This is a genomic window from Nocardia sp. NPDC004340 (assembly GCF_053602575.1).
Genome location: NZ_JBSGDW010000002.1, coordinates 649,889 through 665,607, shown reverse-complemented (window position 1 = coordinate 665,607; position 15,719 = coordinate 649,889). Strand labels below are relative to the sequence as shown.

At 71.3% G+C, this 15,719-nt stretch carries 1 protein-coding gene (cut by both window edges); it reads left to right on the top strand.

Every position in this 15,719-nt window falls within one protein-coding gene, locus tag ACWEOI_RS10560, for a non-ribosomal peptide synthase/polyketide synthase, read on the top strand. The gene is 44,112 nt long; 15,757 of those nucleotides lie to the left of the window and 12,636 to its right, leaving coding positions 15,758-31,476 in view — codons 5,253 (partial) to 10,492 (complete); the first complete codon in view begins at position 3. The start codon and the stop codon both lie outside this window.

Genomic DNA, 15,719 nt, shown 5'->3' with positions numbered 1-15,719 from the left:
AGCTCGGCGAGATCGAGTCCGCGGTGCTGGCGCAGGCCGGGGTCGCGCAGACCGCGGTCATCGTGCGCGAGGACCAGCCGGGCGATCAGCGCATCGTCGCCTATGTGGTGCCGCAGGACGGTGTCGCGCCCGCCGTGGACGCCGTCCGCGACGGCGCGGCCGAGCTGCTGCCCGCCTACATGGTCCCGTCGGCCGTCGTGGTGCTGGACCGGATCCCGCTGACCGTCAACGGCAAGCTGGACCGTCGCGCCCTCCCGGCCCCGGCCGCGCAGGCGCGTGCCTTCCGCGCACCGGAGACCCCGACCCAGGAGACGGTCGCCGCCGTCTTCGCCGAGGTGCTCGGCCTGGAGCGGGTCGGTCTGGACGACGACTTCTTCGACCTGGGCGGCAACTCGCTCATCGCCACCCGTGTCGTGTCGCGCGTCGGCGCGGCCCTGGACACCACGGTCGCGGTGCGCACCCTGTTCGAGGCCACCACGGTCGAGGCCCTCGCGGCCCGCATCGAATCGCACGCCGACGGCGCCTCGCGCGCCAAGCTGACCGCCCGCGGCCGGATTCCGGGTGAGCTGGTGCCGCTGTCGTTCGCGCAGCAGCGCATGTGGTTCCTCAACCAGTACGACACCCATTCGGCGGCCTACAACCTGCCGCTGGCGATTCGCCTCACCGGTGAACTCGACACCGCCGCACTGGAACTCGCGGTCGCCGACGTGGTCCGCCGCCACGAGTCGCTGCGCACCAAGTACCCCGAGCACGGCGGCACCCCCATGCAGGTGGTCGTCCCGGCCGAGGAGATCGCCCTCGATCTGCGGCCGGTCACGGTCGCCGCGGCCGAGCTCACCGCCACGGTGACCGCGTTCGCGACGCTGGGCTTCAATGTGGCCGAACAGGTTCCGCTGCGCGCCCGCCTGTTCCGCGCGGGCGGTGAGACTCAGTCCATTGACGGCACCGCCGTCGCCACCGAGCACGTGCTCGTGGTGGTCGTGCACCACATCGCCGGCGACGGTTTCTCCATGTCCCCGCTGGCCCGCGACGTCATGGTCGCCTACACCGCGCGCACCCAGGGCGCGGTGCCCGGCTGGGCCCCGCTGGCCGTGCAGTACGCCGACTTCGCGCTGTGGCAGCGCGAAGTGCTGGGCTCGGAAGAGGATTCGTCCTCGATCATGGCCCGCCAGGTCGCCTACTGGCAGCGCGTGCTCGGCGGCGTGCCGGACGAGCTGGCCCTGCCCACCGACCGCCCGCGCCCGGCCATCGCCTCGCACCGCGGCGCGACCCTGCAGCGGACGCTGTCGCCCGAGCTGATCGCGGCGCTGGAAGACGTTGCCCGCCAGCGCGGTTCGTCACTGTTCATGGTCATGCACAGCGCCCTCGCGGTGCTGCTGGCCCGCCTGTCCGGCGGCGACGACATCGCGGTCGGCACCCCGGTCGCCGGTCGCGGTGAGGCGGCGCTCGACGACCTGGTCGGCATGTTCGTCAACACGCTGGTGCTGCGCACCGGCATCGAGCCCGGCGAGTCGTTCACCGACCTGCTGGATCGCGTCCGGCACACCGACCTCGACGCCTTCGGCAATGCCGACGTGCCGTTCGAGCGGCTGGTGGAGCTGCTCGCGCCCGAGCGCTCGCAGGCCCGCAACCCGCTGTTCCAGGTCATGCTGGCCTTCCAGAACCTGGACCGCACCAGCATCGAGCTGCCGGGTCTGACGGTCTCCACGCTGGACCTCGACGAGAACATCTCGCGCTTCGACCTGCAGTTCACGTTGTCGGAGCAGGACTCCGGCATGGCTCTGGCCCTGACCTACGCCACCGATCTGTTCGACGCGGCCACCGCGGCCGGGTTCGCGCAGCGCTGGGTGCGGGTGCTCGAGGCCGTCGCCGTGAACCCGGAGATCGGTGTCGGCGCGATCGACATCCTGGACTCCGGCGAGCGCGCCGATCTGGTGGCCCGGTTCGGTCTGCCCGCCGTCCCGGCGCGCACCCTGCCCGAGCTGATCGCCGACGCCGTCGCCATCGATCCCGCCGCGCCCGCGGTGGTGTTCGAGGGCAGGAGTCTGTCCTACGGCGAGCTGGATTCCCGCTCGAACCGTTTGGCGCGCTTGCTCATCGAGCGCGGCATCGGCACCGAGGATCTGGTCGCCGTCGCCGTGCCGCGTTCGGACGAGTCCTACTTCGCCGAATGGGCGGTGTCCAAGACCGGTGCGGCGTTCGTGCCGGTGGACCCGAGCTACCCGGCCGACCGCATCGCCCACATGGTCACCGACTCCGGTTCGCCGGTCGGCCTGACCGTGGCGTCGGTACGCGCGGACATGCCGGACTCGGTCGAGTGGCTGGTGCTGGACGACCTGGATCTGAACGCGTTCGCGGACACCGCGATCGACGCCGCCGAGCGGGTGCGCCCGCTGCGCCCGGAGCACCCGGCCTACGTCATCTACACCTCCGGCTCCACCGGTGTGCCGAAGGGCGTCGTGGTCAGCCACGCCGGTCTGGCCAACTTCACCGTCGAGCAGGCCGAGCGGTACGCGCTCGACTCCTCCTCGCGCGCACTGCATTTCGCGTCGCCCTCGTTCGACGCGTCGATGCTGGAATTCCTGCTGGCCATCGGCAAGGGCGGCACCCTGGTGGTCGTCCCGCCGGGCACCTACGGCGGCGAGGAGCTCGCCGAGCTGATCCGCCGCGAGCGGGCCACCCACGCGTTCATCACCCCGGCCGCGCTGTCCACCTTCGGACCGGCGGGCCTGGACTCGCTGCGCGTGCTGGTCGCCGGTGGTGAAGCCGTTCCGGCCGATCTGGTGGAGAAGTGGGCGGTGCCCATTGGAGAGGGGACGCTGCCGGACGGCACGATTCGTGCGTTCCACAACGGCTACGGTCCGACCGAGACCACGATCATGACCAACATCAGCGACGCGCTGGTGCCGGGCGATCTGGTCACCATCGGTGGTCCGATCCGGGGCATGCAGTCGCTGATCCTCGACAACCGCCTGCGCCCGGTGCCGGTGGGCGTCGCGGGTGAGCTGTACCTGTCGGGCATCCAGCTGGCGCGCGGCTACCACGCGCGGCCGGGCCTGACCGCCGACCGTTTCGTCGCCAACCCGTACGTGGACGGCGCGCGCATGTACCGCACCGGTGACGTGGTCCGCTGGACCCCGGACGGCCTGGTCGAGTACGTCGGCCGCTCCGACTTCCAGGTCAAGGTGCGCGGTTTCCGTATCGAGCTCGGTGAGATCGACGCGGCGCTGGCCTCGCACGAGACGGTCGACTTCGCGGTCACCGTGGGCCACAAGAACGCCGCGGGCGCGACCTCGCTGGTGTCGTACGTGGTTGCCACGCCGGGGCATTCGATCGATGTGGCGGCCGTGACCGCGCACGTCGAGCAGCGTCTGCCCGCGTACATGGTGCCGTCCTCGGTGATGATCATCGACCGGGTGCCGCTGACCCCGGTCGGCAAGCTGGACCGCCGGGCGCTGCCCGAGCCGGTCTTCGCCACCGAGGTGGTCTTCCGGGCCGCGCGCAACACCCTCGAGCAGACCATCGCCGAGGTGTTCGCCGAGGTGCTGGGCCTGGAGCGGGTCGGCATCGACGACTCGTTCTTCGCGCTCGGCGGCGACTCCATCGTCTCCATCCAGCTGGTGTCGCGGGCCAAGGCGCGCGGCGTGGTGTTCTCACCGCGCGATGTGTTCGAGCAGCGCACCGTGTCCGGCCTGGCCGCCATCGCGACGGTATCCGTGGACGGCCAGGGCGATTCGGCCCCGCAGCTGACCGAGCTGCCCGGCGGCGGCGTGGGTGTCATGCCGCTGACGCCGGTGGTCCGCTTCATGGCGGGCCGGCCGGGCGAGTTCGGCCGCTTCAACCAGACCATGGCCCTGGAGCTCCCGAACGGCATCGACCGCGCGGGCATCGCCGCCACCGTCGGCGCGGTCATCGACCGCCACGACATGCTGCGGGCGCGCCTGCGCCGGGTGCCGGACGCGGACTGGATCGTCGAGACCGCCGCGCCCGGAACCATCGACGCGGATTCGCTGATCGACCGCACCGAGTTCGACGCCGCCGTCACCGACGAGCGGCTGTTCGAGATCGCCGCGGCCGCACTGGATGCCACGCTCGACAAGCTGGATCCGGCCGCGGGCCAGGTCATCCGGTTCGTATGGCTGGAGCCCTCGGACGACAGCCGCGCCGGACGCCTGATCGTCGCCGGTCACCACCTGGTGGTCGACGGCGTCACCTGGCGAATCCTGGTGCCGGACTTCGTCGCCGCCTGGGGCCAGCTGTCCGCCGGGCAGACCCCCGAACTGGTCGCCCCCGCCACCAGCATGCGCACCTGGGCGCACGCCCTCGAGCGGGAGGCCGCCACCGAGGAGCGCGTCGCCGAGCTCGCGTTCTGGCGCGACGTCGTCGAGAGCCCGGACCCGCTGCTCACCGAGCGCGCCATGGACCCGGCCGTCGACGTCACCGCGACCATCGTCAAGCACCGCGTCGAGCTGTCGGCCGAGGCCACCCGCTCGCTGCTGACCACCGTGCCCGCCCTGTTCCACGGCGGCGTGAACGACGGTCTGCTGACCGCGCTCGCCTTGGCGGTGGCCAAGTTCCGCGCCGGCAAGGGCCTGGGGGAGAAGTCCGCCCTCGTCCGCCTGGAAGGCCACGGCCGCGAGGAAGAGGTCGTGCCCGGCGCCGACCTGTCCCGCACGGTCGGCTGGTTCACCGCAATCTTCCCGGTGCGCTTCGACCTGTCCGGCATCGACGTGGACGCCGCCCTCACCGGCGGCGCGGCCATGGGCCGGGCCATCAAGACGGTCAAGGAGCAGCTGCTCGCGGTGCCCGACAAGGGCATCGGTTACGGCCTGCTGCGGTACATGAACTCCGACACCGCCGCCCAGCTGCCCAAGCAGCTGCCGGGCCAGGTCAGCTTCAACTACCTGGGCCGGGTCAACGAGGGCGACGTGCCCGAGGCGCTGCGCGGCTTCGGCTGGATCCCGGCGGCCGACCTGGCCGACCTGGCGGGCTCCTACGACGCCGACATGCCCGCCATGGCCCCGATCGACATCAATGCCATCGTCGCGGGCGACAAGCTGACCGCGCAGATCGGTTACCCGAGCACGCTGATCTCCGCCACCGAGATCGCCGAGTTCGCCGCCCTGTGGATGACCGCGCTCGAAGCCGTTGCCGCGCACGCCGATTCGGCCAAGGGCGGGCACACCCCGTCCGACTTCGGCCTGGTCCGCGTCACCCAGCGCGACATCGACGGCTGGGAGAAGCGCTACGGCTCCCTGCACCAGGTGTGGCCGCTGTCGGCGCTGCAGGCCGGTCTGCTCTTCCACGCGCAGCTCGCCGCCACCTCCGTCGACGTGTACACCGCGCAGGCGGTGCTCACCCTCGAGGGCCGCGTCGACGCCGACCGACTGCGGGCGGCCGCGCAGGCCCTGCTCGACCGTCACGAGATCTTGCGCACCGCCTACGTCAACGACGCCTCGGGCGTTCCCGTGCAGGTCGTCATCGACGGTGTGAAGGTGGCGTGGACCAACCACGACCTCACCGATATCGCCGACGCGGACGCTCGCGCCGCGCGGGCCGCGGAGATCCTGGCCGCCGACCGGGTCGAGCGATTCGACCTGACCGCGCCGCCGCTCATCCGCTACACCCTGGTGCGGACCGACACGCACAGCTACCAGCTGGCCGTGGCCAACCACCACATCCTGCTCGACGGCTGGTCCATGCCGCTGCTCATGCAGGACCTGCTGGTGCTCTACGCCACGCACTCCGACACCGCGGTGCTGCCGCCGGTGCGGTCCTACCGCTACTTCCTGGAATGGGTTGCGCAGCAGGATCGTTCGGCGTCGCTGGCGGCCTGGCAGAAGTCGCTGCTCGGGGTCTCCGAGCCGACCCTGCTCACCCGTCCCGACACCGGCCGCGAGATCACCGCGCTGTCCGGCGAGTACTTCTTCGACCTGGACGAGGCCGCGACCGCACGCCTGACCGGGCTGGCCGCCGAACTCGGCGTCACCCCGAACACCGTGCTCCAGGTCGCCTGGGGCATCCTGCTCGGCCGCCTCACCGGCCGCGAGGACGTGCTGTTCGGCACCACCGTGTCCGGTCGCCCGGCCCAGCTCTCGGGCGTCGAGTCCATGGTGGGTCTGTTCATCAACACCGTGCCGGTGCGGGTCGCCTTCGACCCGGCCGAGGCGGCGAGCACGCTGCTCACCCGTACCCAGGGCGAGCAGGCCGACCTGCTCGACCACCACTACGTGGGCCTGGCCGACATCCAGTCGGCCGCGGGCATCGGCGGACTCTTCGACACCCTCGTGGTGTTCGAGTCCTATCCGGTCGACGCCGAAGGCATCCGGTCCCAGGCCGCCGACATCGACGGCATGGCCGTCACCGGCCTGGACGCCGCGGACGCCACCCACTACCCGCTCACCCTCATCGCCCAGCTCGACACCCGGCTGCGCATCCGCGCGGGCTACCTGCGTGACCTGTTCGACGAGGCCACCGTCGAGCGCATCGCGGACCGCCTGATCCGGGTCCTCACCGCGATCACCACCGATCCCGCTGCCGCCGTCGGCGATATCGAGCTGGTCGACGCCGCCGAGCGCACCCAGGTCGTCGAGACCTGGAACACGACCACCTTCGACGTCGAGGCCGTGCTCACCGAGCACAAGGCCGAGAACGCCACCCTGGTCGCCATGTTCGAGGCGCAGGCCGAGCGGACTCCCGAAGCGACCGCCGTCGCGTTCGAGGGGACAGCTCTGTCCTACGCCGAGTTCGGCGAGCGCGTGCACCGCCTGGCCCGCTGGCTCGTCGAGCGCGGCGTCGGCGCGGAATCGTTCGTGGCGCTGGGCATGCGGCGCTCGCTGGACCTGGTCGTCGGTATGTACGCCGTCGCCGTCACCGGCGCCGCCTACGTCCCGCTGGACCCGGACCACCCGGCCGAGCGCACCGAGTACATCCTCGAGACCGCCGACCCGGTGACCGTGCTGACCTCCGGTGAGGATCTCCCGGTCGACACCGCGCAGGTGCGCATCGACAAGCTGGACCTGTCGAGCTACTCGGCCGCTCCGCTGACCGACGCGGATCGTCGTGCGCCGCTGCGGGATTCGAACACCGCGTACGTGATCTTCACGTCGGGTTCGACCGGTCGCCCGAAGGGTGTGGCCGTGCCGCACTCGGCGATCGTGAACCGCCTGGTGTGGATGCAGGCCGAGTACGGCCTGACCGCCGAGGACGTCGTCCTGCAGAAGACCCCGGCCACGTTCGACGTGTCGGTGTGGGAGTTCTTCTGGCCCTTGCAGATCGGCGCGAAGCTGGTCGTGGCCAAGCCCGAGGGCCACCGCGATCCGGCCTACCTCGCCGACCTCATCGCCCGCGAGGGCGTCACGGTCACCCACTTCGTGCCGTCCATGCTGGCGGTGTTCGTGGCGGAGGAGGCCGCCGCGCGGTGCACCAGCCTGCGCATGGTCTTCGCCTCCGGCGAGGCGCTGTCCCCGAAGCCGTCGCACAAGCTGCGCGAGCTCACCGGCGCGGCCCTGCACAACCTGTACGGCCCCACCGAGGCCGCGGTCGACGTCACCTACCACCAGGTCGTGGACGCCGACGTGGACTCGGTGCCGATCGGCCGTCCGGTGTTCAACACCCAGGTGTACGTGCTGGATTCGCGCCTGCGGCCGGTTCCGGTCGGCGTCGCGGGCGAGCTGTACCTCGCCGGTGACCAGCTGGCCCGCGGCTACGTGGCACGGCCGGACCTGTCCTCGGATCGCTTCGTGGCCAACCCGTTCGGCACGTCGCAGCGCATGTACCGGACCGGTGACCTCGTCACCTGGACCGCGGACGGCGAGCTGGAGTACATCGGCCGCACCGACTTCCAGGTGAAGCTGCGCGGTCTGCGCATCGAGCTCGGCGAGATCGAATCCGCGCTCACCGCACTGGATTCCATCGCGCAGTCGGTGGTCGTGGTGCGCCACGACCCGCACGCCGGTGACCAGCTGGTCGGCTACGTCATCGCCGCGGCGGGCCGCAGCGTGGACGTGGAGGCCGTACGCGCCGAGATCGGCGAGAGCGTGCCGTCCTACATGGTGCCGTCGATCCTGATGGTGCTCGACGAGTTCCCGCTCAACGCCTCCGGCAAGCTGGACCGCAAGGCGCTGCCCGCGCCGGTGTTCGAGGCCGCGGTGTTCCGCGCCCCCGTCACCCCGGTCGAGCAGATCGTGGCCGGTGTGTTCGCCGAGATCCTCGGCCTGGAGCGGGTCGGCCTGGACGACGACTTCTTTGCCTTGGGCGGCAACTCGCTCATCGCCACCCAGGTGGCGGCGCGCCTGTCCGCCGCGCTGGACACCCAGCTCGGCGTGCGCGAGATCTTCGAGTCCTCGACCGTGGCCGCGCTGGCCGCCAAGGCCGAAACCCATTCCGGCTCCGGCACCCGCCTGGCGCTGGTCGCGCAGGAGCGGCCCGAGCGGCTGCCGCTGTCGCTGGCCCAGCAGCGCATGTGGTTCCTCAACCGGTTCGATCCCGAATCGGCCGTGGACAACATCCCGGCGGCCGTGCGGCTGTCCGGTCTGGTGGACCGCCAGGCCCTGCAGATCGCCGTCGCCGACGTACTGGCCCGGCACGAGTCGCTGCGCACCCGCTACCCCGAGATCGACGGCCACGCGTACCAGGAGATCGTCCCGACCAGCCAGGTCATCCCGGACCTGACCCCGGTCGAGGTCTCCGAAACCGCACTGCCGCAGGCGCTCTCGGAGCTGGTGCTGACCGGCTTCGACGTCACCGTGGACGTGCCGTTCCGGGCCCGCCTGTTCGAGGTCAGCCCCACCGAGCACGTGCTCGCGCTGGTGGTGCACCACATCTCGGCCGACGGTTTCTCCATGGGCCCGCTCACCCGGGACGTCATGACCGCCTACGGCGCGCGCGTCGAGGGCGGCGAACCCGGCTGGCAGGTGCTCGACGTCCAGTACGCCGACTACGCGCTGTGGCAGCGCGAGGTGCTCGGTGACGAGCGCGACGCCGAATCGGTGATCTCGCAGCAGATCTCGTACTGGCGGGAGTCGCTGCGCGGCCTGCCCGACCAGCTGGAGCTGCCGTCCGACCGGCCGCGTCCGGCCGTGGCCTCGGGCCGCGGCGCCACCCACGTGTTCGACATCGACGCCGAAACCCACGGCGCGCTGGCCGAACTCGCCCGCACCCGCGGCACCACGCTGTTCATGGTCATGCACTCGGCGCTGGCCGTGCTGCTGTCTCGCCTGTCCGGCGAGTCCGACATCGCCATCGGCACCCCGGTCGCCGGTCGAGGCGAACGCGCCCTCGACGACCTCATCGGCATGTTCGTCAACACCCTGGTGCTGCGCACCGAGGTGGACGGCGGCGCCGGCTTCACCGAACTGCTGGACACGGTGCGCGGCACCGACATCCAGGCCTTCGGCCACGCCGATCTGCCGTTCGAGCGCCTGGTGGAGATCCTCAACCCGGCCCGCTCGCAGGCCCGGCACCCGCTGTTCCAGGTCATGCTGTCGTTCCAGAACACCGGCATCACCGAACTGGAACTGCCCGGCCTGACCGTCAGCGCCGTCGAACTGCCGATCGACACCGCCAAGTTCGACCTGCAACTGGTGCTCACCGAGAACGCCGCCGCCCCGCAGTCCGGCATCACCGCCGAACTCATCTACGCCACCGACCTGTTCGACGCGGCCACCATGGCGCGCTTCGCCGACCGGTTCGACCTGCTGCTGAAGGCCGTCGCGGCCAAGCCGGAGCGGGCCGTGGGCGATATCGACCTGCTGGTCGGCGGCGAGCGCACCCGCGTGCTGCGCGACTGGAACCGCACCACCGCCGACGTCGTGTCCGTGGTCGCGGAACTGACGTCGGGCACCCTCTCGGCCGAGGACACCGCCGCGGGCGAGATCGTGCGCAGCGCCTCCGGGGACGCGGGCGAGACGCTGGTCGCACTGTTCGAGGCCCAGGCCGAGCGGACCCCCGAAGCGGTCGCCGTCGCGTTCGAGGGGACAGCTCTGTCCTACGCCGAGTTCGCGGGCCGCGTGCACCAGCTGGCCCGCAAGCTCGTCGAGGCCGGCGTCGGCCCGGAGAGCATGGTGGCCTTGGGTATGCGCCGCTCGCTGGACCTGGTGGTCGCCATGTACGCGATCGTCGAGGCCGGTGGCGCGTACGTGCCGCTGGACCTGGACCAGCCCGCCGACCGCATCGACTACGTGCTCGAGACGGCCCGGCCGGTGTGCGTGCTCACCACCGAGCGCGACGGGTTCACCCACGCCACCGTGCCGACCCTCGCCGTGGACACCGCGGACCTGTCGGGTTACTCCGACGCCGCGCTGACCGACGCGGATCGCCGTGCGCCGCTGGATGCTTCGAACACCGCGTACGTGATCTTCACGTCCGGTTCGACCGGTCGCCCCAAGGGTGTGGCGGTGCCGCACTCGGCGATCGTGAACCGTCTGGTGTGGATGCAGGCCGCATACGGTCTGACCGCCGAAGACGTGGTGCTGCAGAAGACTCCGGCGACATTCGACGTGTCGGTGTGGGAGTTCTTCTGGCCCTTGCAGATCGGCGCGAAGCTGGTCGTGGCCAAGCCGGACGGGCACCGTGACCCGGTGTACCTCGCGGAAACCATCGCCCGCGAAGGCGTCACGACCGCGCACTTCGTGCCGTCGATGATGGCCGTGTTCGTGGCCGAGCCCGCCGCCGCGCGGTGCACCGGCCTGCGTCTGGTGTTCGCCTCCGGTGAGGCGCTGCCCGCGACCACCGCCCAGCAGCTGCGCCGGGTCACCGGCGCGGCCCTGCACAACCTGTACGGCCCCACCGAGGCCGCGGTCGACGTCACCTACCACCAGGTCGTCGACGCCGACACCGAGACCGTGCCGATCGGCCGTCCGGTGTTCAACACCCAGGTGTACGTGCTGGATTCGCGCCTGCACCCGGTCGCCCCGGGCATGGCGGGCGAGCTCTACCTGGCCGGTGTGCAGCTGGCGCGCGGCTACGTGGCCCGCCCCGACCTGTCGGCGGACCGCTTCGTCGCCAACCCCTTCACCCCGGGCAGGCGCATGTACCGCACCGGTGACCTCGTCACCTGGACCGCGGACGGCGAGCTGGAGTACATCGGCCGCACCGACTTCCAGGTGAAGCTGCGCGGTCTGCGCATCGAGCTCGGCGAGATCGAGGCCGCGCTCACCGCGCACGACTCGGTCACCCAGGCCGTGGTGGTGCTGCGCTCCGACGCTCGCACCGGCGACCAGCTGGTCGCCTACGTGGTCCCGGCCGACGCCGCGACCAGCGAGCCGATCGCGCTCGACGCCGACGCCATCGACGTGGAAGCCCTGCGCGCCCACCTCGGTGAGCAGCTGCCCTCCTACATGGTTCCGGCCGCCTTCGTGGCCCTGGGCGGGTTCCCGCTCAGCGCCAACGGCAAGCTGGACCGCCGTGCCCTGCCGGAGCCGGAGTTCGCCGCCCGCGAATTCCGCGCCGCCGCGACCCGGGCCGAGGAGATCGTGGCCGAGGTCTTCGCCGAGGTGCTCGGACTCGAGTCCCCGGTCGGCGCCGACGACGACTTCTTCGAACTCGGCGGCAACTCGCTGATCGCCACCCAGGTCGTCGCCCGCGTGGGCGCGGCCCTCGACACCCGGATCCCCGTCCGCGCCCTGTTCGACGCCCCGACCGTGGCCGCCCTCGCGGCCCGGGTCGAGGCGCAGGCGGGCACCGGCAGCCGCCGCGCCCTGGTGGCGCAGGCTCGCCCGGACGAGATCCCGCTGTCGCTGGCCCAGCAGCGCATGTGGTTCCTCAACCGCTTCGACACCGCCTCGGCCGTCAACAACATCCCGCTCGCGGTGCGCCTGACCGGCGACCTCGACACGGATGCGCTGCTGGCCGCCGTCGGCGACGTGCTCGAGCGCCACGAGGTGCTGCGCACGGTCTACCCCGAGAACGCCGAAGGCCGTGGCGTGCAGGTGATCCTGCCCGCCGACCAGGTCCGCCTGGACGCCGCCGTGATCGACGTGGCCGAGGCCGACCTGCGCGAGCGGATCGCCGAACTGGTGCTCACCGGCTTCGACGTCACCGCCGCCGCGCCGGTGCGCGCCGGGCTGTTCCGGGTCTCGGATGCCATGGTGTCCATTGACGGCACCGCCGTCGTGCCCACGCACGTCCTGGTTTTCGTGGTCCACCACATCTCCGGTGACGGCTGGTCGGTGCGCCCGCTGGCCCGCGACGTCATGCTCGCCTACGCCGCGCGCGCCCATGGCGAAGCGCCGCAGTGGGCTCCGCTGCCCGTCCAGTACGCCGACTTCGCGCTCTGGCAGCGCGAGACCCTCGGCTCCGAGGACGACGCCGATTCGCTGATCTCGCAGCAGGTGGCCTACTGGAGCAACGACCTGGCGGGCCTGCCCGACCAGATCGACCTGCCCTCCGACCGGCCGCGCCCGGCCGTGGCCTCCAATGCCGGTGGCGTGCACGAGTTCGCCATCGACGCGGAGCTGCTGGCCGGACTCGAGGCCCTGGCCCGCCAGCACGGCGCCTCGCTGTTCATGGTCGTGCACGCGGCCTTCGCGGCCCTGCTGGCGCGACTGTCCGGCGGCGACGACATCGCCATCGGCACCGCGGTCGCCGGCCGTGGCGAGCAGGTGCTCGACGACGCCATCGGCATGTTCGTCAACACCCTGGTGCTGCGCACCGGCGTCGACTCGGGGGAGAAGTTCACCGAGCTGCTGGCCCGCACCAAGGACAGCGACCTGGCCGCCTTCGGCCACGCCGACCTGCCGTTCGAGCGCCTGGTGGAGATCCTCAACCCGGCCCGCTCGCAGGCCCGGCACCCGCTGTTCCAGGTCATGCTGTCGTTCCAGAACACCGGCGAGGCGACCTTCGCCCTGCCCGGACTGGAAGTCGCGGGCGTGCCGCTGGACGTGGTCACCGCCAAGTTCGACCTGCACCTCAACATGCGCTCCGCCTCCCCGCGCTTCGAGCGCGCCGACGGCGACGGCATGACCGCCGAATTCGCCTACGCCACAGACATGTTCGACGCGAGCACCATCGCCGGATTCGGTGATCGCCTGGTGCGCCTGCTGTCCGCCGTGGTCGCCGAGCCGACCGCGCTGGTCGGTGACATCGAGCTGCTCGACGCCGCCGAGCGCCGCCAGGTGCTGCGGTCCTGGAACGCCACCGAGTACGACGTCAAGCGCGTCGCCCTGGGCGGCAAGAAGCTCGCCGCCGAGGTCACCCTCGCGTCGATGTTCGAGGACCAGGCCAAGCGGACCCCGAACCTCACCGCCCTGGTGTTCGAGGGGACGAGTCTGACCTACGGCGAGTTCGCCGGCCGTGCCCACCAGCTGGCCCGCCACCTCGTCGCCGAGGGCGTCGGACCGGATTCCTATGTGGCCCTGGGCATGCGGCGCTCCTTCGAGCTGCTGGTCGGCATGTACGCCGTCACCCTCGCCGGTGGCGCCTACGTGCCGCTGGACCCGGACCACCCGGCCGAGCGCAACCAGTACGTGCTGGACACCGCGCAGCCGGTGTGCGTGCTCAGCACCGCGCGTGACGGGTTCGAAACCACCACGCGCACACTGCTGATCGACGAGCTGGACCTGACCGGCTACTCCGACGCCCCGATCACCGACGCCGACCGCATCGCCCCGCTGCGTGGCGACGACGTCGCGTACGTGATCTTCACGTCGGGTTCGACCGGTCGTCCGAAGGGTGTGGCCGTGAGCCACACCGCCATCGTCAACCGCCTGGTCTGGATGCAGACCGAGTACGGCCTGTTCGACGACGACGTGGTGCTGCAGAAGACGCCCGCCACCTTCGACGTGTCGGTGTGGGAGTTCTTCTGGCCCTTGCAGATCGGCGCCTCGCTGGTCATCGCCAAGCCCGACGGCCACCGCGATCCCGGCTACCTGGCCGACCTGATCATCGCCACCGGTGTCACCACCGCGCACTTCGTGCCGTCGATGATGTCGGTGTTCGTGGCCACCCTGGCCGACCGGGAAATGGATACCGAGAAGGCCTCCGACCGCATTTCGCTGCACCAGGTGTTCGCCTCCGGTGAGGCGCTGCCCGCGCCGACCGCGCAGAAGCTGCGCGAACTGACCGGCGCGCGTCTGCACAACCTGTACGGCCCGACCGAAGCGGCCGTCGACGTCACCTACCACGAGGTGGACGACGCCGACACGCTGTCCGTGCCGATCGGCGCGCCGGTCTTCAACACCCGTGTGTACGTGCTGGATTCGCGTCTGCACCCGGTCGCCCCGGGTGTCGCGGGTGAGCTGTACCTCGCGGGCGTCCAGCTGGCGCGCGGCTACGTCGCCCGCCCGGAGCTGACCGCCGACCGCTTCGTCGCGGACCCGTTCCATAACGGCGAGCGCATGTACCGCACCGGCGACCTCGTGAAGTGGACCGGCCGCGGCGAGCTGGAGTACCTGGGCCGCACCGACTTCCAGGTGAAGCTGCGCGGTCTGCGCATCGAGCTCGGCGAGATCGAGGCCGCGCTCACCGCCATCGACTCCATCGCCCAGTCCGTGGTGGTCGTCCGCGCCGACGACCGCCTCGGCGAGCAGCTGGTCGGCTACGTCATCCCCACCGCCGGCCACACCGTCGACCTCGACGCCGTGCGCGCCGAACTGCAGGACGGCCTGCCCGGCTACATGGTCCCGGCCGCCTTCGTGGTGCTGGACGCCTTCCCGCTCAACGCCTCCGGCAAGCTGGACCGCAAGGCCCTGCCCGCGCCGGTGTTCGAGGCCAAGGTCTTCCGCGCGCCGTCCACCCCGATCGAGGAGATCGTGGCGGGCACCTTCTCCGACGTCCTGGGCGTCGGACGGGTCGGCGTCGACGACGACTTCTTCGAACTCGGCGGCAACTCGCTGATCGCCACCCAGGTCACCGCCCGCCTCGGCGCGGCCCTGGACACCCAGCTGGCCGTGCGCGATCTGTTCGAGGCGTCCACCGTCGCGGCGCTGGCCGCGCGGGTGGAGCGCAATGCCGGTTCGGGCCGTCGCCCGAGCCTGGTCGCCGGTGAGCGGCCCGCGCACATGCCGCTGTCGCCCGCGCAGCAGCGCTACTGGTTCCTCAACCAGTTCGACACCACCACCTCGGCGGTCGACAACATTCCGCTGGCGGTCCGCTTCACCGGCGCGCTCGACCTGTACGCCATGAAGCAGGCCATCGGCGATGTGATCGCCCGCCACGAGGTGCTGCGGACCGTGTACCCGCGGTCGGCCGAGGGCCCGCACCAGGTGATCCTGGCCGCCGCGCAGACCGATCTGACACTGGTGCCGGAGCCGGTGACCGAGGCCGAACTGCTCGGCAAGATCATCGAATTCGCCATGACCACCTTCGACGTCACCGTCGAGGTTCCGCTGGCGGTCAAGATGTTCCGGATCACCGACAGTGAGACCACCCAGCATGTGCTGGCGTTCACCGTCCACCACGTCTCCGCCGACGGCTCCTCCATGGGCCCGATGGCGCGCGACATCATGGCCGCCTACGTGGCCCGGGCGAACGGCGACGTCCCGCAGTGGGCTCCGCTGCCGGTGCAGTACGCCGACTACGCGCTGTGGCAGCGCGAGGTGCTCGGCCGCGAGGACGACGCCGAATCGCTGGCCGCCAAGCAGGTCTCGTACTGGACCCGCGCGCTGGCCGGGCTGCCGGACCAGCTGGAGCTGCCCACCGACCGGCCGCGTCCGCCGGCGCAGTCGTTCCACGGCAAGGCGCTGCGCTTCGACATCGACGCCGAACGCCACGCCAAGCTG